Origin of the sequence: Limnohabitans sp. Jir72, from assembly GCF_003063575.1 — a bacterium.
GTDB lineage: Bacteria > Pseudomonadota > Gammaproteobacteria > Burkholderiales > Burkholderiaceae_C > Limnohabitans_A.
This window is the reverse complement of record NZ_NESC01000006.1, coordinates 1-19,970: the sequence shown is the minus strand read 5'-3', so window position 1 is coordinate 19,970 and position 19,970 is coordinate 1. Positions and strand designations below refer to the sequence as shown.

The 19,970-nt window shown below is 56.1% G+C and carries 22 protein-coding genes and 1 tRNA gene; 17 read left to right on the top strand and 6 right to left on the bottom strand.

Features of this window, described 5'->3' with window-relative positions; all coding sequences use genetic code 11:
- Positions 1–122: 122 nt before the first annotated feature.
- The 4 genes from B9Z52_RS09535 (at position 123) to B9Z52_RS09520 (ending at position 3,779) form a co-directional block, all read left to right on the top strand.
- Entirely contained in the window at positions 123–1,157 is a 1,035-nt protein-coding gene (locus B9Z52_RS09535) for an ABC transporter substrate-binding protein (RefSeq protein ID WP_108413624.1), read from the top strand.
- Between the two features lie 138 nt (positions 1,158–1,295).
- Positions 1,296–2,114, top strand: coding sequence for an ABC transporter ATP-binding protein (locus tag B9Z52_RS09530; RefSeq protein ID WP_108413623.1), 819 nt, complete (start codon positions 1,296–1,298; stop codon positions 2,112–2,114).
- Between the two features lie 15 nt (positions 2,115–2,129).
- Complete coding sequence (locus B9Z52_RS09525; RefSeq protein WP_108413622.1) at positions 2,130–2,897, top strand: ABC transporter permease; 768 nt, start codon at positions 2,130–2,132, stop codon at positions 2,895–2,897.
- Positions 2,898–2,948: 51 nt separating this feature from the next.
- On the top strand, positions 2,949–3,779 hold the full coding sequence (locus tag B9Z52_RS09520) for an urease accessory protein UreD (protein WP_108413621.1): 831 nt from the start codon (positions 2,949–2,951) through the stop codon (positions 3,777–3,779).
- A gap of 195 nt (positions 3,780–3,974) precedes the next feature.
- On the opposite strand, the gene urtE is transcribed toward B9Z52_RS09520, so the two are convergent.
- The 5 genes from urtE to urtA form a co-directional block, all read right to left on the bottom strand.
- Complete coding sequence (gene urtE / locus B9Z52_RS09515) at positions 3,975–4,679, bottom strand: urea ABC transporter ATP-binding subunit UrtE (protein WP_108413620.1); 705 nt, start codon at positions 4,677–4,679, stop codon at positions 3,975–3,977.
- Between the two features lie 2 nt (positions 4,680–4,681).
- The gene (urtD, locus tag B9Z52_RS09510) at positions 4,682–5,557 is read right to left on the bottom strand and encodes an urea ABC transporter ATP-binding protein UrtD (RefSeq protein WP_108413619.1); all 876 of its coding nucleotides are present in this window, start codon (positions 5,555–5,557) and stop codon (positions 4,682–4,684) included.
- Positions 5,554–6,678 carry an urea ABC transporter permease subunit UrtC gene (gene urtC / locus B9Z52_RS09505; RefSeq protein ID WP_108413835.1) on the bottom strand — a complete coding sequence of 375 codons (1,125 nt, stop codon included), beginning with the start codon at positions 6,676–6,678 and terminating at the stop codon, positions 5,554–5,556. Before urtC ends, urtD begins: the two co-directional genes overlap by 4 nt.
- Positions 6,679–6,692: 14 nt before the next feature.
- Entirely contained in the window at positions 6,693–8,276 is a 1,584-nt protein-coding gene (gene urtB / locus B9Z52_RS09500) for an urea ABC transporter permease subunit UrtB (RefSeq protein WP_108413834.1), read from the bottom strand.
- 144 nt (positions 8,277–8,420) lie between these two features.
- A complete protein-coding gene (gene urtA / locus B9Z52_RS09495) occupies positions 8,421–9,692 on the bottom strand; it encodes an urea ABC transporter substrate-binding protein (RefSeq protein WP_108413833.1) in 1,272 nt (423 codons plus the stop codon).
- Between the two features lie 225 nt (positions 9,693–9,917).
- On the opposite strand from urtA, the gene B9Z52_RS09490 reads away from it, so the two are divergent.
- The 9 genes from B9Z52_RS09490 to B9Z52_RS09455 all read left to right on the top strand — a co-directional run bounded on the left by B9Z52_RS09490 (position 9,918) and on the right by B9Z52_RS09455 (position 16,398).
- Positions 9,918–10,220 (top strand): urease subunit gamma, encoded by a 303-nt coding sequence (locus B9Z52_RS09490; RefSeq protein WP_053170602.1) that lies wholly within the window; start codon positions 9,918–9,920, stop codon positions 10,218–10,220.
- A gap of 37 nt (positions 10,221–10,257) precedes the next feature.
- Complete coding sequence (locus B9Z52_RS17865) at positions 10,258–10,422, top strand: hypothetical protein (RefSeq protein WP_158270530.1); 165 nt, start codon at positions 10,258–10,260, stop codon at positions 10,420–10,422.
- 7 nt (positions 10,423–10,429) lie between these two features.
- Entirely contained in the window at positions 10,430–10,756 is a 327-nt protein-coding gene (locus B9Z52_RS09485; RefSeq protein ID WP_108413618.1) for an urease subunit beta, read from the top strand.
- A 1-nt stretch (position 10,757) separates the two neighbouring features.
- A complete protein-coding gene (gene ureC, locus B9Z52_RS09480; RefSeq protein ID WP_108413617.1) occupies positions 10,758–12,500 on the top strand; it encodes an urease subunit alpha in 1,743 nt (580 codons plus the stop codon).
- Positions 12,501–12,966: 466 nt separating this feature from the next.
- Positions 12,967–13,683 carry an urease accessory protein UreE gene (ureE, locus tag B9Z52_RS09475; RefSeq protein ID WP_108413832.1) on the top strand — a complete coding sequence of 239 codons (717 nt, stop codon included), beginning with the start codon at positions 12,967–12,969 and terminating at the stop codon, positions 13,681–13,683.
- On the top strand, positions 13,673–14,362 hold the full coding sequence (locus B9Z52_RS09470; RefSeq protein WP_108413616.1) for an urease accessory protein UreF: 690 nt from the start codon (positions 13,673–13,675) through the stop codon (positions 14,360–14,362). The genes ureE and B9Z52_RS09470 overlap by 11 nt, the downstream gene beginning before the upstream one ends.
- Positions 14,359–15,018, top strand: a complete 660-nt coding sequence (ureG, locus tag B9Z52_RS09465; RefSeq protein WP_108413615.1) for an urease accessory protein UreG — start codon at positions 14,359–14,361, stop codon at positions 15,016–15,018. The genes B9Z52_RS09470 and ureG overlap by 4 nt, the downstream gene beginning before the upstream one ends.
- 70 nt (positions 15,019–15,088) lie before the next feature.
- Positions 15,089–15,176: transfer RNA gene (locus B9Z52_RS09460), tRNA-Ser, on the top strand.
- A gap of 472 nt (positions 15,177–15,648) precedes the next feature.
- Positions 15,649–16,398, top strand: coding sequence for a hypothetical protein (locus B9Z52_RS09455; protein ID WP_146182819.1), 750 nt, complete (start codon positions 15,649–15,651; stop codon positions 16,396–16,398).
- Between the two features lie 147 nt (positions 16,399–16,545).
- Here the strand turns inward: B9Z52_RS09455 and B9Z52_RS17620 are convergent, their stop codons facing one another.
- Positions 16,546–16,773, bottom strand: coding sequence for a hypothetical protein (locus tag B9Z52_RS17620; protein ID WP_146182818.1), 228 nt, complete (start codon positions 16,771–16,773; stop codon positions 16,546–16,548).
- A gap of 271 nt (positions 16,774–17,044) precedes the next feature.
- Here B9Z52_RS17620 and B9Z52_RS09450 point away from each other — a divergent pair, with 271 nt between their 5' ends.
- The 4 genes from B9Z52_RS09450 (at position 17,045) to B9Z52_RS17610 (ending at position 19,800) form a co-directional block, all read left to right on the top strand.
- Complete coding sequence (locus B9Z52_RS09450) at positions 17,045–17,608, top strand: recombinase family protein (RefSeq protein WP_108413613.1); 564 nt, start codon at positions 17,045–17,047, stop codon at positions 17,606–17,608.
- A 73-nt stretch (positions 17,609–17,681) separates the two neighbouring features.
- Entirely contained in the window at positions 17,682–17,861 is a 180-nt protein-coding gene (locus B9Z52_RS09445; protein ID WP_108413612.1) for a putative quorum-sensing-regulated virulence factor, read from the top strand.
- A gap of 962 nt (positions 17,862–18,823) precedes the next feature.
- Entirely contained in the window at positions 18,824–19,564 is a 741-nt protein-coding gene (locus B9Z52_RS17615) for a hypothetical protein (protein WP_146182817.1), read from the top strand.
- Positions 19,565–19,602: 38 nt separating this feature from the next.
- A complete protein-coding gene (locus tag B9Z52_RS17610) occupies positions 19,603–19,800 on the top strand; it encodes a hypothetical protein (protein ID WP_146182816.1) in 198 nt (65 codons plus the stop codon).
- Positions 19,801–19,970 lie beyond the last annotated feature (170 nt).

The following is a 19,970-nucleotide window of genomic DNA, read 5'->3' as shown; positions in this document are numbered from 1 at the left end:
TTATGCACCAAACAGGTTTTTAACGGGGGAATGCCCTGACAAACGCGCCAGGGGCTTCGCAGATAATGGGCATCGAATTTGCTAGACAAGATTCACCGTTTATTTGCCCTCAGGAGCCCTCCATGACCAAGCGTTTCTTCCTCAAGACCACCGCCATGCTGGCCGCTGTTGCCGCTTTTGGCACAGCGCAGGCCCAAACCACGCCCATCAAGTTCCAGATGGACTGGCGTTTTGAGGGCCCTGCCGCTTTCTTCTTGGTGCCTGGTGCCAATGGTTATTTCAAAGATGCCAAGCTGGACGTGACCGTGGATTCTGGCAACGGTTCGGGCGGCGCGGTCACCCGCGTGGCCTCGGGCACTTACGACATGGGCTTTGCCGACTTGGCCGCCCTGATGGAATTCCACGCCAACAACCCCGATGCGCCCAACAAGCCTGTGGCCATCATGATGGTTTACAACAACACACCCGCGTCGGTCATGGCACTGAAGAAGTCCGGCATCAAAACACCTGCCGACCTGGCTGGCAAAAAGCTGGGGGCCCCCGTGTTTGACGCTGGTCGCCGGGCCTTCCCCATCTTCCAAAAAGCCAACGGCATCGGCAATGTGGCCTGGACCGCCATGGACCCACCACTGCGTGAAACCATGCTGGTGCGCGGCGACGTGGACGCCATCACCGGCTTCACCTTCACCTCGCTGCTCAACATCGAAGCACGTGGCGTGAAAGCCGAAGACGTGGTTGTGATGCAGTACCCCGACTACGGCGTGAAACTGTATGGCAACGCCATCATCGCTTCGCCCAAAATCCTGAAAGAAAACCCAGCTGCTGTGAAAGCCTTCTTGGCCGCTTTCACCAAGGGCGCCAAAGACGTGATGGCCAACCCGGCCAAGGCGATTGAAACCGTCAAGGCCCGTGACGGCATCATCAACGTGGATCTGGAAACCCGCCGCTTGAAATTGGCCATCGACACCGTGATCAACAGCCCCGATGCGCACACCGAAGGCTTCGGTCAGGTCAAGGGCCCACGCCTGTCGCTGATGGCTTCGCAAGTGTCTGACGCGTTCAACACCAAGACCCGCGTCAAGGCCGACGACATCTGGAACGGCTCCTTCTTGCCTTCGGCCAAAGACCTGGACATCTTGCCCAAAATCAAGAAGTGATCCCCACCCGGTCTGATCGCGCATCGGACCGGATCGGCTGAAGCCCAGCCGCAGCCCCAATAGACCGCAGCCCCGTGCTGCGGTTTGTTTGAGGCCCAGCTGTATACACGTTCGAACACCATTTCCCGAGTTCACACCATGTCCCAAGACGCATTCGTTGATTTCCAGAATGTCTGGCTGGCCTACAACGACGAGTTGCTGGCGCAAAACCACTTCGCGGTGGAAGACATCAACCTGCAGGTCAAGCAAGGCGAGTTCATCGCCATCGTCGGCCCATCGGGCTGCGGCAAATCGACCTTCATGAAGCTGACCACCGGCCTGAAGATGCCAAGCCGTGGCCGCATCCTGGTGGACGGCCAGCCCGTGACCGGCCCGCTCAAGATCAGCGGCATGGCGTTTCAGGCCTCGTCGCTCTTGCCTTGGCGCACCACGCTCGACAACGTGCTGCTGCCGCTGGAAATCGTGGAGCCCTACCGCACGAACTTCAAGCAAAAAAAGGCCGAATATGTGGAGCGCGCCCGCAAGCTGCTGAACACCGTGGGCCTGGCCGGTTACGAAGACAAGTTCCCCTGGCAACTGTCGGGCGGCATGCAGCAACGCGCCAGCATCTGCCGTGCCCTGATTCATGAACCCAAAATGCTGCTGCTGGACGAGCCCTTTGGTGCGCTCGATGCGTTCACGCGCGAAGAGCTCTGGTGCATCTTGCGCGACCTGTGGACCGAGCAAAAGTTCAACGTCATCTTGGTCACGCACGACCTGCGCGAATCGGTGTTCTTGGCCGACACGGTGTACGTGATGAGCAAGAGCCCAGGCCGCTTTGTGGTGAAAAAAGAAATCGACCTGCCGCGCCCGCGTGATCTGGAGATCACCTACACGCCCGAGTTCACCAACATCGTGCACGAGCTGCGCGGCCACATCGGTGCCATGCGCAAGACCGGTGCCACGATCAACCAATAAGCGGGAGCCTCGCACATGAAACAAAAAACACTGGAACGCTGGTCCCCCTGGGTTTTGCTGGTCCTCAGCATCCTGATCTGGGAAGGCCTGTGCCGCGCCTTCAACGTCTCGGAATTCGTTTTCCCAAGCCCCTCGCGCATCGCGATGCAAACCATCGAGTTCAAAGAAGTGATCGCTGGCCACGCCTGGCGCACCTTTTGGGTGACCATGGTGGGCTTCGGCATCGCCATCGTGGTCGGTGTGTTGCTGGGCTTTGTCATCGGCAGCTCGCGCCTGGCCTATGCCGCCGTGTACCCGCTCATGACGGCCTTCAACGCCCTGCCCAAAGCGGCCTTCGTGCCGATCTTGGTGGTGTGGTTCGGCATCGGTATCGGCCCCGCCATCCTCACAGCCTTCCTCATCAGCTTTTTCCCGATCATGGTGAACATCGCCACCGGTCTGGCCACGCTGGAGCCTGAGCTGGAAGACGTGCTGCGCGTGCTGGGCGCCAAGCGCTGGGACGTGCTGGTCAAGGTCGGCCTGCCACGCTCCATGCCTTACTTTTACGGCTCGCTCAAAGTGGCCATCACGCTGGCATTTGTCGGCACCACGGTGTCCGAGATGACGGCGTCGAACGAAGGCATTGGCTACCTGCTGATCTCGGCGGGCTCGGCCATGCAGATGGGCCTGGCGTTCTCTGGCTTGGTGGTCGTGGGCGCCATGGCCATGGTCATGTACGAACTGTTCAGCTACATCGAAAAACACACCACAGGCTGGGCGCATCGCGGCTCGCAGGGTGAATGAAACGCGTGAACGGGTTGGCGTGAAGTTGGACAAGCTCATCGGCTGCGCCATATGACTTGGCTGGCACGTCTTGATTTGGACTACACGCTCGAAGCCGATCGCAGCGTGGCCCGCTACCTGCACCAAGGCCCGCTGCGCATCTTGCAAAGCCTCTACCCCGAAGGCGATGCCATCTGCCACAACGTGCTGGTGCACCCGCCCAGCGGTTTGGTGGGCGGCGACACGCTCGACATGCACGTCACCGTCGGACCCGGCGCACATGGTCTGGTGACCACGCCGGGTGCCACGCGTTTTTACCGATCGGATGCAGGATTAGCCAAACAGCAAGTGCATGCGCGTGTCGAGGCCGATGCACGGCTGGAGTGGCTGCCACTGGAAGCCATTGCCTACAACGGCTGCGATGGCCTCAACCGTGCCATCTTTGAGCTGGCCCCCGGCGCAGAAATGATGACCTGGGACATCACCGCGCTGGGCCTGCCTGCTGCCGATTTGCCTTTTGTGCAAGGCACCTTTCGCCAGCACCTTGAAATCCCCGGTGTATGGCTGGAGCGCGGCACCTTGAGCGCAAGCGACGCACATTTGATGAACAGCCCCCTGGGCTTGGCCGGCCAGCGTTGCATGGCCACGCTGGTGTTTGCCGCCGGCAGCGCGATCGCACCTGAACGCAGCGAACGGGCTTTGTCCTGCGCCCGCGAATTGCTGGAAGCTTCAGAACTGCGCCTCACAGCCGGGGCCACCTCGCCGCACAAACAAGTCATCGTGCTGCGCGTGCTGTCGCCTGTGACCGAGCCGGCCATGCAGTTGCTGCGACAAGTGTGGGCTGCGTGGCGTCATGAGATGTGGGGCATGAGCGGTACTGTGCCCAGGCTTTGGAATCTGTGATTCTGGATTGCCGCGCTTCGCTCGCAATGACCAAAAATCAGCGGTACCGCTCAGCGCACAAGCTGTACATGGGCGGTCATTGCGAGGAGCGAAGCGACGCGGCAATCCAGTACGGTGATGGATTGGGCACTGTGCCGTTGATACCGCCGCAATCTGGATCAATGCGCTTCGCACAATGACCCAATGGCGCTTTGATCAAATCGCCACCAACTGCTGAATGTTCTTTTCTTTCATCTCGCTACCCGGCCCGCTGGCAATCACCTCGCCACGCTCCATCACCAAATACTGGTCGGCAAGTTCTTCGGCAAAGTCGTAATACTGCTCGCACAGCAGCACCGCCATGCGTTGGCCTTGCAGGCCCACGTCGGCCAGTTGGCGGATCACGCGGCCGATGTCTTTGATGATGCTGGGCTGGATGCCTTCGGTGGGCTCGTCCAGGATCAGCAAACGTGGCTTAGCGGCCAAGGCACGGGCAATGGCCAGTTGTTGTTGCTGGCCGCCTGACAAATCACCGCCTCGGCGGTGCAGCATTTGTTTGAGCACCGGAAACAGTTCAAACAACTCAGGGGGGATCGGGGTGCCGCCGGGTTGTGTGGCCAGGCCCATCAGCAGGTTGTCTTCGACCGTCAGGCGCGCAAAGATTTCGCGGCCTTGCGGTACATAGCCAATGCCTGCGGCCGCGCGTTCGTAAGGCTTGGCGCGTGTGAGGTCCTGGCCGTTCAGTGTGACGCTGCCGCTTTTGATGGGCACCAGGCCCATGAGCGATTTGAGCAGCGTGGTTTTGCCCACGCCGTTGCGGCCCAGCAGCACGGTGACTTGGCCTTGCGTGGCGCTCAAACTCACATCGCGCAGGATGTGGGAGCCGCCGTAGTACTGATGGATGTTCTTCACTTCTAACATGGTCACCGCCCCAAATAAACTTCAATCACCCGCTCGTCGGCTTGCACCTGGTCGAGCGTGCCCTGGGCCAGCACCGAGCCGTCGCACAGCACCGTGACGATGTCCGAAATGGAGCGGATGAAGCTCATGTCGTGCTCTACCACCATCAGCGAGTGCTTGCCCTTGAGCGTCAAAAACAGCTCGGCGGTGCGTTCGGTCTCAAAGTCGGTCATGCCCGCTACCGGCTCGTCCAACAGCAAAAGCTTGGGGTCTTGCATGAGCAGCATGCCGATCTCCAGCCATTGCTTTTGACCATGGCTGAGCACACCGGCCAGGGTGCTGACGCTGCCTGCCAAATGGATGGTGTGCAGCACTTCGGCCAGGCGGTCTGACTGCGCTGAGTCGAGCTTGAAGAACATTGAGGCCTTAACGCCCTTGGGTGTCTTCAAAGCGAGTTCCAGGTTTTCAAACACGGTGAGCTGCTCGAACACTGTGGGCTTTTGGAACTTGCGGCCAATGCCCAGCTGGGCGATCTCGGGTTCATTGTGGCGCAACAAATCGATGGTGCTGCCAAAGAACACGCTGCCTTCGTCAGGGCGGGTCTTGCCGGTGATGATGTCCATCATCGTGGTCTTGCCCGCACCGTTGGGGCCGATGATGCAACGCAGTTCACCGGGCGCGATGTCGAGCGACAGCTTGTTGATGGCCTTGAAGCCGTCAAAGCTCACGCTGACGTCTTCCAGATACAAGATGCGGCCATGGGTCACATCCACTTCGTTGGCGTCTTGCACCACGCGGCCATAGCCTGCGCTGCGGCCACCGGACTCGGTCGATTGGCTCAGCAGCTTGGCGTGTTCTGCCACGCGCTGGGCGCCTTTTTGCAAGAGATCGGGCGTCATGCTGCACCGCCTTTTTTCGTCAGAGTCTTGGCCTTGATCTTGGCGACCAGGCCCACAACGCCTTGCGGCAAATACAAGGTGACCGCGATGAACAGCGCACCTAAAAAGTACAACCAGAATTCAGGCGCCGTCACGGTGAGCCAGCTCTTAGCCCCGTTGACCAGGAAGGCCCCCACGATCGGGCCGATCAAGGTGCCACGGCCGCCGACCGCCGCCCACACCGCGATCTCGATCGAGTTGGCAGCGCTCATCTCGCCAGGGTTGATGATGCCTACCTGCGGCACATACAAAGCCCCCGCAATGCCACACATCACAGCCGAGATCACCCAGATGCTCAGCTTGTAAGGCAGTGGCGAATAGCCCGAGAACATGACACGCGTTTCGGCATCGCGAATGGCCATCAGCACACGCCCATATTTGCTGCCCACCAACCAGCGCGAGAACAGATAAAAGCCCAGCAGCGTCAAGCCGGTGATCACAAACAGCACCATGCGCATACCCGGTGTGGCAATCGGCAAATCCAAAATGCGCTTGAAGTCTGTGAAGCCGTTGTTGCCGCCAAAGCCGGTTTCGTTGCGGAAGAACAGCAGCATGGCCGCATAGGTCATGGCCTGGGTGATGATTGAAAAGTACACCCCTTTGATGCGCGAGCGGAAAGCGAAATAGCCGAACACAAAGGCAATGAATCCGGGCACCAGCACCACCAGCAGCACGGTGGCGATGAAGCTGTCCGACAGCGTCCAGTGCCAAGGCAATTCTTTCCAATCGAGGAAGACCATGAAGTCGGGCAAGTTGCTCTTGTAGTTACCGTCTTGCCCGATCTGGCGCATGAGGTACATGCCCATCACATAGCCGCCCAGTGCAAAGAACAAACCGTGGCCCAGCGACAGGATGCCGGTGTAGCCCCAGATCAGATCCATGGCCAGGGCGCAAATGGCGTAGCACATGATCTTGCCGATCAAAGCAATGGCGTAATCGCTCAGGTGAAAAGCACTGCCCGCAGGCACCAGCAAGTTAAACACCGGGGCCAGCACACCGACCGTGATCAGCGCCAGCAAAAACACCGACCAGGCTTTGCGTGTGAGCAAGGGCGCGGCTTGAGGAAGTTTGAAAGTTGTCATGTCCATGCCCATATTCACGCTTCGGCGCTGCGACCCTTCATCGCGAAGATGCCTTGCGGGCGCTTCTGGATGAAGACGATGATGAACACCAGCACGCAGATCTTGGCCAGCACAGCGCCGGTCCAACCTTCGAGCAACTTGTTAACGAGGCCCAGGCCCAGCGCGGCATACACCGTGCCCGCCAGCTGGCCCACGCCGCCGAGCACCACCACCATGAACGAGTCCACGATGTAGCTCTGGCCCAGATCGGGGCCGACGTTGCCGACCTGGCTGAGCGCACAACCGGCCAGGCCGGCGATGCCCGAGCCCAGCGCAAAAGCATAGGTGTCGATGCGGGCGGTGTTGACGCCCATGCACGAGGCCATGGGGCGGTTTTGCGTGACGCCGCGCACAAACAAGCCCAAGCGTGTCTTGCCGATCATGAGCGACATGCCGATCAGCACAGCCGCTGCGAACACGATGATCAGCACACGGTTCCAAGGCAGTTGCAAATTGGGCAACAGCTGCAGCGAGCCGCTCATCCACGAGGGGTTTTCCACGCCCACGTTTTGCGCACCAAACAAGCTGCGCACGCCTTGCATGAGCACCAAGCTGATGCCCCAGGTGGCCAGCAGAGTTTCCAGCGGGCGGCCATACAAATGCTTGAGCACGGTGCGCTCCATCACGGCCCCCACCAGGGCCGAGGTGATGAAGGCCAAAGGCACCGCCGCCAGCAAATACCAATCAAAAGCACCCGGCAGGTATTCGCGAAACAGCGCTTGCACCACGTAGGTGGCGTAGGCGCCGATCATCATCAGCTCGCCATGCGCCATGTTGATCACACCCATCAGGCCATAAGTGATGGCCAAGCCCAAGGCCACCAACAGCAAGATGGAGCCCAGACTGGCGCCGGTGAACAAAGTGCCCAATCGCTCACCCCAACGCAGGCTGTCTTGCACAGCCGCCAGTGATGTTTGAATTTGTTTTTTGACCGAAAGGTCTTGCTCTTCAGTCAAGCGCTGGTTGAGCAAGAGCAAGGTTTCCGGTTGCTGGCTGGCAGCCAACTCTTGGGCGGCCAGCAAGCGGTCATTGGGCACGCTGCTGCCCAGCAGCGCTGCGGCACGGGCTTGGCGCACCAAACTCTTGACGGTCTCGTCTTGTTCGGCAGCCAGTGCTTTGTTCAGCAGGGGGGCGCGGCTGGCATCGGGCTCTTTGAGCAGCGACAAAGCGGCCAAGCGGCGCACCTTCACATCGGGGCTGAACAACTTGAGCGCCGCCAAGGCGGTGTCGAGTTCGCCCCGCAGGCGGTTGTTCAGCATCACCTCTTCGGCATCATCGGGCAAGGGCACCGACTGGCCCGTGACCGGGTCTGTGCCCTGTCCATCGCGGACCATGATTACCTGACCCTTGCTGATCTTGACGACATCGTCCGACAGCGCCTGCAGGTAAACCGCCGTTTTTTCATCACCCTGGGCCACCGCTTGGGCCAAGGCTTGCACACGCGCATCGCTGTCTCCGATCGCAATGCCTCGGGCCTCCTGAATCGTCAGGGCGTGCGCAGCCGTCATGGCCCACAACGCACTGGCGATCAACGCGCTTTTCACAATCCATCTTTTCATTTTGATCATCTCTTGGTCTGACAAAGCTTGGCTTGAAAATTCAACGCTCACAAACGAACATGTCGGGGCTAAAGCCACCGACCTACCTGAAGATCACGTAGGTCGGAGCTTCAGACCCCGACAAGCATTCAAGCTTTCAAACGATCACTTCTTGACAGGTTCGTCAGGCTTGACGTCGTTGCCAGGGATGTAAGGGCTCCATGGCTTGGCTTTCACCGGGCCAGGTGTCTTCCAGACCACGTTGAACTGGCCGTCGGCCTTGATCTCGCCGATGAACACCGACTTGTGCAAATGGTGGTTTTTCTCGTCCATCTTGCTGGTGATGCCGCTTGGCGCCTTGAAAGTTTGACCGGCCATCGCCGCGATCACTTTGTCGGTGTCGGTGGACTTGGCTTTTTCAACCGCTTGCTTCCACATGTTGATGCCGATGTAAGTCGCTTCCATCGGATCGTTGGTGAGAGGCTTGTCTTTGTGACCCGCGATGCCCTTGGCCTTGGCGTAAGCAGACCACTTCTTCACGAACTCGTCATTGGCAGGGTTCTTGATGCTCATGAAGTAGTTCCATGCAGCCAGGTGACCGACCAAAGGCTTGGTGTCCACGCCGCGCAACTCTTCTTCACCCACCGAGAAGGCCACCACAGGCACGTCTTTGGCCTTCAAGCCAGCGTTGCCCAGTTCCTTGTAGAAAGGCACATTGGAGTCACCGTTGATGGTGGACACCACAGCGGTCTTGCCACCGGCACTGAACTTCTTGATGTCGGCCACGATGGTTTGGTAATCGCTGTGACCAAACGGGGTGTACTTTTCATCGATGTCAGAGTCTTTCACGCCTTTGCTTTTCAGGTAAGCGCGCAAGATTTTGTTGGTGGTGCGGGGGTACACGTAGTCGGTGCCCAGCAAGACCCAACGCTTGGCCGCGCCGCCTTCTTTGCTCATCAGGTAGTCCACAGCAGGGATGGCCTGCTGGTTGGGCGCAGCGCCGGTGTAAAACACGTTTTTGGACAGCTCTTCACCTTCGTACTGCACGGGGTAGAACAGCAGGCCGTTCATTTCTTCCACAACCGGCAAGACAGATTTGCGTGACACCGAAGTCCAGCAACCGAAGATCACCGAGACTTTGTCTTGGCCAAGCAGCTGCTTGGTTTTTTCAGCGAACAGGGGCCAGTTGGAGGCCGGGTCCACGATCACGGGTTCGAGCTTCTTGCCGAGCACACCGCCCTTGGCGTTGATCTCGTCGATGGCCATGAGCACGGTGTCTTTCAACACGGTCTCGGAAATGGCCATGGTGCCGGACAGGCTGTGCAACACACCGACTTTGATGGTGTCGGCAGCCAAGGCTTGCACGGAGAGGGTCAAGCTGCCAGCCACAATGGCTGCGGCAGTAGCGAGGGCTTTGAGATTGCCACGACGGTTCATCATGTGATCACTCCAATCAGGAAGTTAGTTGTTCAACAAAAAGGGCGGAGCGCTTGCAACGCTGAAACCTCTCTTGCAATCGCCGTGCCAACTTTTCAAAATACCGCCGTGCACCAGAACATGCCCCAGCGACTTCCTAGGGAAATGGCGCCCTCCCTATAAAGAGGCATGCTCTTTGCTACATTGAAGCCATCACACCGATTCACTTTCAAAGCACGCACCAATATGGAACTCACCCCTCGCGAAAAAGACAAGCTGCTGATCTTCACAGCCGCTTTGTTGGCCGAGCGCCGCAAGGCCCGTGGCCTGAAACTGAACTACCCCGAATCCATCGCGCTGATCAGCGCCGCTGTCATGGAAGGCGCACGGGATGGGAAGACTGTGGCCCAACTGATGAGCGAAGGCCGCACTGTTTTGACCCGTGCCGACGTGATGGACGGCATCGCCGAAATGATCCCCGACATCCAAGTCGAAGCCACATTTCCCGACGGCACCAAATTGGTGACCGTGCACCAACCCATCGTTTGAACACCCCTCTCAGCCCGCCCCACTTGGAGACATTCCCATGAAAAAACTCGCAACGCTTTTCATTGCCACTGCTGCGGCCCAGGCCATGGCGCACGACGGACACGGCTTGAGTGGCTCGCACTGGCACAGCACCGATGCCTGGGGCTTTGTGGTCTTTGGCGCCATGGCGCTGGCCGCATGGTTCATCGGCCGCGGCAAGTGAGGCCCACATGACTCCTGGTGAACTTTTGATTGACAGCGGCACGCACCCGCTCAATGTGGGGCGCCGCACCTGCACCCTGGTGGTGCAAAACGCCAGCGACCGCCCCATACAAGTGGGCTCGCATTACCACTTTGCCGAGACCAATGCGGGCTTGCGCTTTGAGCGCACGCTGGCACAAGGCATGCGGCTGAACATCGCCTCGGGCACGGCGGTGCGCTTTGAGCCTGGCCAACAACGCACCGTCGAGTTGGTGGACTATGCGGGTGACCGTGTGGTGTATGGCTTTCGTGGACTGACCCAAGGCCCGCTCGACAACCCCAAGAAAGCTGACTGACATGGCCCACATCGACAAACGCGCTTATGCCGAAATGTTCGGCCCCACCGTGGGCGACCGCGTGCGCCTGGCCGACACGGCCTTGGTCATTGAGGTCGAAAAAGACTTCACGCTGCAAGCCGGAGGCTACGGCGAAGAGGTTAAATTTGGCGGCGGCAAAACCATCCGCGATGGCATGTCGCAATCGCAGAGGACCAATGCCGCCCACGGAACGGGCCCTGAAGCGCCTGGTGCGATGGACTGCGTGCTGACCAACGCGCTGATCATCGACCACTGGGGCATCGTCAAGGCCGACATTGGCCTCAAGGGCAACCGCATCGCGGCCATTGGCAAGGCGGGCAACCCCGACACCCAACCGGGTGTGGACATCATCATCGGCCCCGGCACCGAGATCATCAGCTGCGAAGGCTTGATCGTCACCGCAGGCGGCATCGACTCGCACATCCACTTCATCGCACCCCAGCAGATCGACGAGGCCCTGGCCAGCGGCGTGACCACCATGCTGGGCGGCGGCACGGGCCCGGCCACCGGCACTTTTGCCACCACCTGCACACCCGGCCCGTTCAACATCGAGCGCATGATGCAAGCGGCTGATGCCTTTGCGATGAACATCGGCTTTTTGGGCAAGGGCAACGCGGCCTTGCCTGCCGCGCTGCACGAGCAAATCAGCGCGGGCGCGATTGGCCTCAAGCTCCACGAGGACTGGGGCACCACGCCAGCGGCCATCGACAACTGCCTGAACGTGGCCGAAGAAACCGACACGCAAGTGGCCATCCACACCGACACGCTCAACGAATCGGGCTTTGTGGAAGACACCGTGGCCGCCTTCAAGGGCCGCACCATCCACACCTTCCACACCGAGGGCGCGGGTGGAGGACACGCACCCGACATCTTGAAAGTGGTGGGCGAGGCCAATGTATTGCCGTCGTCGACCAACCCGACGCGCCCTTACACCATCAACACGCTGGACGAGCATGTGGACATGCTCATGGTCTGCCACCACCTGGACCCGGCCATTGCCGAAGACCTGGCCTTTGCCGAAAGCCGCATCCGCAAGGAAACCATCGCGGCCGAGGATATCCTGCACGACCTGGGCGCCATCAGCATGATGAGCAGCGACAGCCAGGCCATGGGCCGGGTGGGCGAGGTCATCATCCGCACCTGGCAGACCGCGCACAAGATGAAGCAGCAGCGCGGCAGCCTGCCCGGCGACACCGACCGCCACGACAACGCCCGCGTCAAGCGCTACATCGCCAAGTACACGATCAACCCCGCCATTGCACACGGCATGAGCCACGAAGTGGGCAGCATCGAAGTGGGCAAATGGGCCGATTTGGTGATCTGGAAACCTGCGTTCTTCGGGGTCAAACCCGCCCTGATCATGAAAGGCGGCTTCATCGCGCTGGCAGCCATGGGCGACCCGAACGCGTCCATCCCCACACCGCAGCCGGTGCACTACCGCCCCATGTTTGGCAGTTATGGCGGTGCGCTGTCACGCGGCTCGCTGACTTTTGTCTCGCAAGCGGGTTTGCAGGCGGGCATTGGTGCGCGGTATGGCCTGCAAAAAACCTTGTCGGCCGTGAAGAACATCCGCAAGGTGGGTAAGAAAGACATGGTCCACAATGATTACGCGCCCCGCATGGAAGTCGATGCCCAGACCTACGCGGTGCGCGCCGACGGCCAGCTGCTGGTGTGCGAACCGGCCACCAGCCTGCCCATGACGCAACGCTACTTTTTGTTCTAAAAAAAACTCCCCTGTAGGAGCCCACCCCTGTGGGCGATGCGCGTGGCACTCGCCCCATAAAACCATCGCCCACAGGGTGGGCTCCTACACTCAACCGATTCAACGACCCATTTTTGTCCTGAAATACCCTCTTTGTAGGAGCACACCCCTGTGGGCGATGCGCGTGGCACTCGCCCCATAAAACCATCGCCCACGGGGTGGGCTCCTACACTCAACCGATTCAACGACCCATTTTTTGCACTGAAACCCCCTCTTTGTAGGAGCCCACCCCTGTGGGGGATGCGCGTGGCACTCGCCCCACAAAACCATCGCCCACAGGGTGGGCTCCTACACTCAACCGATTCAACGACCCATTTTTGCCCTGAAACCCCCTCTTTGCAGGAGCCCCCCCCTGTGGGCGATGCGCGTGGCACTCGCCCCACAAAACCATCGCCCACGGGGTGGGCTCCTACAAAAACCAAATGCCATGACCTCGCTACTCCATTGCTCCAAACTCATGCCACAAGGCCGTGGCCTGGCCCGTGTGCTGGTCAAGCGTGCCAGCATCATCACGCTCGATTGGGACACCCGGCAAAAAAGCCGCTTTGATGCGACCGACAGCACCGGCCGTGCGCTGGGTGTGTTCTTGCCCCGAGGCACTGTGGTGCGCGGCGGTGACGTGCTGGTGGCTGAAGACGGCTCGCTGATCCTCGTCGAATCTGCACCCCAAACCGTGCTGCGCATTACCGCTTGCAGCGAACATGGCTCGCCGTTTGACTTGACCCGCGCCGCCTACCACCTGGGCAACCGCCATGTGCCGATTGAACTCAAACCTGACCACCTGAAGATCGAGCCTGACCATGTGCTGGCCGATATGCTGCGCGCCATGCACTTGACGGTGGTGGCCACGTCCGAAGCCTTTGAGCCAGAGAGTGGTGCGTATGGTGACCACGGTGGGCATGCCGGACACGGGCACGAAAACGGACATACCCCAGCGCATGGCCATGGCCACAACCACGATCACCCACACACAGACAACGCCGCAACTGCCGAGCAGCATGTGCATGGCCCAGACTGCCAACACGGGCATGCAGCCCCTGCTTCAAGCCCGGCAGTGGCCAAGCGCATTCCTATCGGCATCCCCATCCGCACCGTGCAAGCCGCGTCCCATGTGCACGGCCCCGACTGCAAACATGAGCACTGACACCGCACCCTCGGGCTTGCTGCAACTCATCTGGCTCGCATCGCCAGCGCTGCCCATCGGCGGCTTTTCGTATTCCGAAGGTCTGGAAGCCGCCATCGAGCAAGGACTGGTACACCACGAACACAGCGCCACCGACTGGGTGGTGGACCAGATGCACCTGACGCAGTCACGCGGCGACATGGCCGTGCTGGCGCAAGCCATTCCGGCTTGGCAAATCGGCGATCAGGCCCGCTTGCAAGCACTCAACGACTGGGTCATGGCCACCCGCGAAACCGCCGAGATGCGCTTGCAAACCGAGCAAATGGGCCGCTCTCTGCTCGACTGGTTGCGCAACTTGCAGCAAGCGAGCGACGATCAATTGCGGCTGTGCGCTAGCCTGCCTGTGACCTACCCAATGGCCATGTCCTTGGCTTTGTCCCTGGCCCACGCGCCCCTGGACCAAGCCCTGCAGGCTTATGCCTTTGGCTGGGCCGAGAACATGACCCAGGCGGCCCTCAAGTCCGTGCCTTTAGGTCAAAGTGCAGGCCAACGCATGCTGGCACGCCTGGCCCGCGAAATCCCGCTGGCGGTGCAAACCGCCATGCAAATGAGCAACGACGACCGCCAAGCCTTCAGCCCCATGCTGGCCATCCTGTCGTCGCGTCACGAAACCCAATACTCCCGAATTTTCAGATCATGACTTCTGCACTGCACCACATCCCGAACCGCACCCGCAAACTGCCGCCCCTGCGCGTGGGCATCGGCGGACCCGTGGGCTCCGGCAAAACCACGCTCCTCGAGATGCTGTGCAAAAACATGCGCGAGCGCTGGGACCTGATTGCCATCACCAATGACATTTACACCAAAGAAGACCAGCGCTTGCTCACGGTGAGCGGCGCATTGCCTGCCGAGCGCATCATGGGCGTGGAAACCGGTGGCTGCCCGCACACCGCCATCCGCGAGGACGCGTCCATCAACCTCGAAGCGATTGACCGCATGCTGGAGAAGTTCCCAAACGCCGATGTGGTCTTCATCGAAAGCGGCGGCGACAACCTGGCCGCCACCTTCAGCCCCGAACTGAGTGACCTCACGATCTATGTGATCGACGTGGCTGCTGGCGAAAAGATCCCACGCAAAGGCGGTCCCGGCATCACCAAGAGCGATTTGTTTGTCATCAACAAAACCGACCTGGCCCCGCATGTTGGGGCCGACCTGCAAGTGATGCGAGACGACACCAACCGCATGCGCCCCAACCGCGAGACCCGCCCATGGGTGATGACCAACCTGAAAACGCTGGACGGCCTGGCCGAAGTGGTGGCCTTCATCGAAAAACGGGGCATGCTCCATCCCGCTTGATTCACTTTGGGTGGGAAGAAAGGTGGGAAGAGGAAAACCTGCGGTTTAACTCGCTACAATCTGACCCCAAGGAAGCGTGGCAGAGTGGTCGATTGCACCGGTCTTGAAAACCGGCGACTTGAAAAGGTCCGTGAGTTCGAATCTCACCGCTTCCGCCAGGATACAACCCTAAGTGATTGATTTACTTAGGGTTTTTTCTTTTGTGCTTTTACTGAGTCACACTCCAAGTCACACTAATGTGCTGGACTTCACTCCTCTAACCACGACATATCTGGACAATGTCGCTGGGCCACAACGCTTCCAACTCCTCACAACTCATCTCCTCCTGTCACTGTCACGCTGGCGCTGGGTGTATCTCAGACACTGTTTCAAAGTTCACTGAGTATGACTTGCCGCCATAACCGTATCGGAAGACCTCAAGCGGAGCGCCATTACAACAAACTCACAACTACTTTGGCGGCTGGGAGGCTGGCTTCAGGATGGAAGAGGTAATGACAGTTCAAGTCCCTACAGTTTTAGCGTATGCGGCGTCGATTACCGCTTGAGTTTTTCATCCAGAGCACTATACTTAAACACGGGTTTTGTATCGTTGATACAATATTCTACGAAAAAAATTTTAGGATTCAAGTGATGTTTATTTTTCGCAAAAATATTTCTCTATTCATATTTTTAATTTCCTTCCTATGCGCAAAAACGTATGCAGGTTCCTACTATGCAATGAAAGAGGATTTCACTCCTAAAATTGAGACGAAGTATCCTCAGCTCGATAATGAAATTGATGCTGATGTTGGTGATACTATTCTAAGCACCTTGTATAGTGAAGTAAGGCCATCATTGGTATTGAAAGAATCTATTATTAACTTCCCGCTAAAAATCCTATGGCAAACAATTAATATTTCTATTGCAAAAGGTCAATTGCCGCTTTATAAATCTACAGACGATGGGAAATTCTATGAAGGGTTAGAATCTGTTGTTCAAGGATTAGGTAAAAAATCGGGACCTCCAGCTAAGGGGGTGGTTTTTGTTCCAGCCGATAAAAACAAACCTGTCCAAGTTTGCTATCTTGAACGAGAAAATAGTCATATTAATTGCAATCCTTCAGAGGACTTAAAGGAGAATTTAAGTTTCACATATTCGACGGTTGCTATTGATCAAAAGGACAGCTTTAAAAGAGAGCTTATATTTACTGGCGTCTCACAGAAAACAATAATGTTCATCTATAAAGAATTTGTAGATAACCTTGCCAGACCAGCATTTACAACCGAACTCAAGTATGATATTTCCGATGATGGAATGATTGGATATAAAGGTGCAAGATTTATGGTTATAAAGGCGGGAAATACTGGGGTGCGATACAAAGTGCTTAAGGGTTTGAATTAGACGATTGTGGAATAAAGTCGGCAATCCGATAATAAGTTTCATTTGTGGTGGCGAAATGTAAATCGGCATCCAAGAGAAATAATTATTTTCGATTGTGCTTGCAAATAAGCCTGTGTTACCGCTGGCTTTTTGTCTAGTGCTAGACAGTTATTTCTTCGCCGCAGCTTGCTGAATGATTGCGGCAGCAATGCTGGCAGCACTCATAGACTGACGGGCGGTACGCTTAGCCAATCGCAGCAGACTGAATATGGCACTGCGGAACGAGCCGTTGTTGCCCGCAATGGCAGAGAGCAGTTGTGCGTCGCTTAAAAACGACATTCTCGTCAGTGGCAATGCGGCGAGCCATTGGCGCGTACTCAACGTCAGTTGCCGCATTCATTTACACTAACATACACCTAGCCTTTACTCTTTTGTCCAACTGGCTGATATTGTTGGTGGCGAGAATGAAGATGGCATGCTTGCTGTTCACACGCTTTAGATATCTCGCTATGCCAGTTTCTTTAGGTAAATTGTCAACCTGAAGTACAGCCTATCTTCACAGCGTCGATCCAGTCCAATAGTGTCAGGATAGATTCTGTATTTATTTGTTTGACACCCTGTAAAGGTCCATCTAAGATCCTTGTTAGACAAAACGAGGTATCAAGCGATGGCAAAAGGACAATTGGTCGGTTACATCCGAGTGAGCACTGAAGAGCAGAACACTGCCCGTCAGCAAGAGGCATTGGCCGACTTCAATATCGACAAAACCTTCACCGACAAAGCCTCAGGCAAAGACACTGAGCGCCCACAACTTCAGGCAGCGCTGGCCCATCTCCGTGAAGGTGACACATTCATCATCTATTCCATGGATCGGCTGTCCCGCTCACTGACTGACTTGATCAACACAGTCAGGGGTTTAACAGCCAAAGGCGTGAAAGTTCAGTTCATCAAGGAAGCGCTGACCTTCACGGGCGACAACAACCCGATGGCCAATTTGTTGTTGGGCGTCATGGGATCACTCGCCGAATGGGAACGGGCAGTCATTCGTGAGCGTCAGTTGGCCGGGATTGCCATCGCCAAAACCAAGGGTGCCTACAAGGGTCGAAAGCAAGCCTTGACGCCATCTGAACAAACAGAACTCAAAACACTCGCCGAATCTGGTGTCAGCAAATCAGTTCTCGCCCAACAGTTCGCCGTGTCCCGTCAGACGGTCTATGCCTACCTGAAATAAAAAATCAGATATTTGATTCCCAGCATAAATAAAGATGTGACGGCAATTCAGACCATCACAAGGGAATCAAACAATGAAGCAAATCTACAGCCTGTTCAGCGATGAAAAAATGACCTTCGGTCAGCACCGCGGCACCAAGATCCAAGATCTGCCGCTGTCATACCTGAAGTGGTTGATCGTGACAGTCAAAGACAGCGTGTCAGCCGAGAAGTTTGCCCTTGAGTTGGGTCGGCGAGAAAAATCTTTTCGCTGAACTGTCAGCATAAATAAATCAAACACTACTCAGTAGCGTCTGCCCCACGTCGAAGCGGGCCTGTAATCCGTCGGAATGTCGGTAGTCAAGGTGACGAGTAGCACTGTCTTCATAGAACGAAACCCACGCTGGGCTGCCTCAAAGGCTCGGGAGCAATCACCGAAGCATTTTCTATGTCGTAATGGTTCAGATGATCTGTGATGGTCATCAAAGTTAGCGCCCCTTGAAGATACGGTAGGGCCAGAGAGTTAGAGATCTCCCGTGAGCATAAGCCGATGAGACACACCAGCACCTGAAAGTGTCTCTGAAATCATTGATGGGTAGTAGGTGAGCAATAGAGCCTTCGGTAATGCTGAACTATCGACTAAATCCCTGTGCTAGTCCTGTGGCGACAGATGACAATCATTGAGCACCCCCGTGGATGGGTGCTCTATGGACTCAAGATGAGCGAGTTCAATGTTGGATCATCTGATGGGTGTTTGAATGTGTGGATGAAAAAAGATCAGTTGCCACGAAGTGGGAAATGATCTTTTTAGTGAGTGCTTGTCACTCGCTGTGAATTGAAATCAGCAATCAAGAAATTGATGTCATTCAGGGCTTCCAGCTAGCGCCGGCACCACGAACTTCATGCACAGACAAATACTTGCGTAAAGATAAATGAATTCTGTTCACCTCTCAATGCTTTCTCGCATTCATCCTAGTGGTACTGGTCCACGGCACCGTGAATTCACATACTGTAGTCAACGCCGAGAAGATTAGCCAGGCACTTGCAATGCTTGCGCACATATATGTAGTTGACGGTATCCACTTGCAGTGATACAGTTTATGAAATTCAGAAAAATTTCATTGCTATCAAATATCTAGGTAGCACTAAAGATTAATTTTTAAATTTTTTCAACTACATTCAATTCTGTTGTCAGCGAACCTCGGATCGGCGGATTTGAAAAATACATCTTTTCGCTATGGACATAAAAGACCTTGAACACGAAATAAAGCAGTTGACAGTGGCTGAGATAGCCGCCAAGACTGAAAAGTCAGAGCGATATATTAAAACGTATTTGACTCGGAATGGAGTTTCCTGTCTTGATTATGATGGTGAAGCTAAGAAAGCTGCATCCATTCAACGTCTTGCTTACGAAGAGCAGAGAGCTACTACTCAGAGAGAAACGAGCAAGGCAGAAAAGCGATCTGGTCAAACTGCAGCTAGTGCAATGATTGCCAACGAAAAAGAAAGTGATAGTCTTTTCACGACAGTATCTGCACTATATGGTTTAGTTTGGTTCGGACTAACTATGTGGGGTTTTAGTGCTAACGGCGCTGCATTTTTCCTGTTTTGGCTGCTAATGAGTTTCGGTTTTTTCATGGCAAGCATGATGACTTGGTCGTCTTTGTCAGATAGTGCCGAGAAAAATCGATTAAATAGAATGCCTTCAAGCGAGCGGGATCTCTACACGGCAAGAAAAGATGCCATACGAGCTGCACAAAACGAAATATTAGCTAGACATAGTGCAATTGATAGGTATGGGTTATCTAACGCAAATTTGGTATGTCCACATTGTCAAACCAAAGGAAGCGTTCGCAGTAAGTCTGCCGAAGAAATAACAAGCACAAAAGTGGTTCCCATTATTGGTAACAATATCAAGGCTCGAAAAAAGGTCACACAAATGCACTGCGACAATTGTGATACAACTTGGAATGTTTGATTCACAAATTTTTTTATCATCAACAAAGGAAATCTTTCATGAAAACTGCTGCAATTATTTCTATCATTGTTCTTGGGGCTAGTTTAGTCGGTTGTGGGAAATCCTCGTCTTCATCCTCTTATTCTGGTCCTTCTGGACTTAGTTCAGATCAGAAAGATAAATATAATAACCTGAGCTCGGAGGGTAAAGCCTACGTGGATCAACAGATGAAGAATTACGACAATTCTCGTAAATAATTCTTTTTTTAATAGAAAATCCGCCTTCTGGCGGTTTTTCTATAGGCGGATTCAAGTACGAGGTGCAACACGGTTTAACGAGGCGTGAAACACCTCGTGGGGCGTCTTGAATCCGAGCCGCTTTCTGGGTCGGTGATTCAATCTGTTTTCGATCATAGTCAACTCCTCAT